This window comes from Psychrobacter sp. 1U2 (genome assembly GCF_051847575.1).
In genome coordinates this window covers 1-1,161 of sequence record NZ_JBPYDC010000364.1, presented here as the reverse complement: position 1 = coordinate 1,161, position 1,161 = coordinate 1, and the positions used below count along the sequence as shown (strand labels likewise).

Annotated in this window: 1 protein-coding gene; it reads right to left on the bottom strand. The window is 41.9% G+C overall.

Going from position 1 to position 1,161, the window contains the following annotated elements; translation table 11 throughout:
• Positions 1 to 138: 138 nt before the first annotated feature.
• On the bottom strand, positions 139 to 1,119 hold the full coding sequence (gene fdhD, locus ACS8FD_RS15845; RefSeq protein ID WP_439276553.1) for a formate dehydrogenase accessory sulfurtransferase FdhD: 981 nt from the start codon (positions 1,117 to 1,119) through the stop codon (positions 139 to 141).
• Between the last annotated feature and the right edge of the window lie 42 nt (positions 1,120 to 1,161).

Below are 1,161 nucleotides of genomic sequence, written 5' to 3'. Positions count from 1 at the left end.
CTCTTGTGCAAAATATTCACAATTTACCCAATAGTCTAACTAAATGTGAAAGTACGAATAAAAGAAGTATAAAAAAGAGAACAAGGCATCTAGTGTCTTGTTCTCTTTTTTTATCAGCAGCTATGCGCGCTGAATGCTTCAAATACCAGAATAATACGTCACCCTGTTGTCACGTAAAAATCCAGCCAACCCCAAGCCATAACGTTCAGCGACTCGAACTGCTGTACTAGTAGGGGCAGACATACCGACTAACCAAGGTATGCGGCTACGGATAGATTTTTGTACCAGCTCAATGGATAAGCGAGACGTCATAAGAACGTATTCAACCTCCATTTTGTTCCGCAGTTGCCAGCCGATAAGTTTGTCAAGCGCGTTATGACGTCCTACATCTTCAAATAAATACAAATCATCACCTTGCATCGTTGCCGCTGCATGTACTGCACCTGTCAATTGATGAGTGTGTTGCATAGTATCTACTCGTTGCCGTATTGACAACAGATAGCTGAGGTGTGGGACGATGTCTTTTACATACTGTCTCTTTTGATGATAGGCACTCAAGTCAGGTAATGCTTGTGTTAGACCAGTCATACCGCACATGCCGCAGCCAGTACGGCCCGCTAGCTGACGTTTTTGTGCCTGAATACGCTGATGACAACGCTGATTCAATACTAGCTCTACTATATAAACATCATAATCTTGCAATTGTGCTAAGCTTTGTTCAAGTATTTCGCTTTGTTCAAATATTTCTGTTTCAGAATTTTTATCGATTGAGCCTTGTATAAAGCTCTCATAGTTGGTTGTATCGGTAAGCTGAGTCACCTCCCAATCTAGCAATTCATGACTATACTGAATTAAGCCCTCACTAAACAAAAACCCAACGGCCAAATACTCCAACTGGTAAGGACTGGCCATCAATACGGCATAATGCACACCATTGATGACGATAGCAACAGCAGCCTCTACTGCCAAACTTGCAGGTTTATTTTCGATATAAGGATGGTAATGGTCATAATAATTTGATGGATAATAGTGCTTTTGTGCCAAATGAGTGCGTGAAAGCGGTGTGACTGACGAGGGTAGTGAAGCATCAATTAAGACAGGTGCTTGAGCTTCATCAATTATATCGGAGACTGTATGAGATACCGAAGCAGATGACGCAAC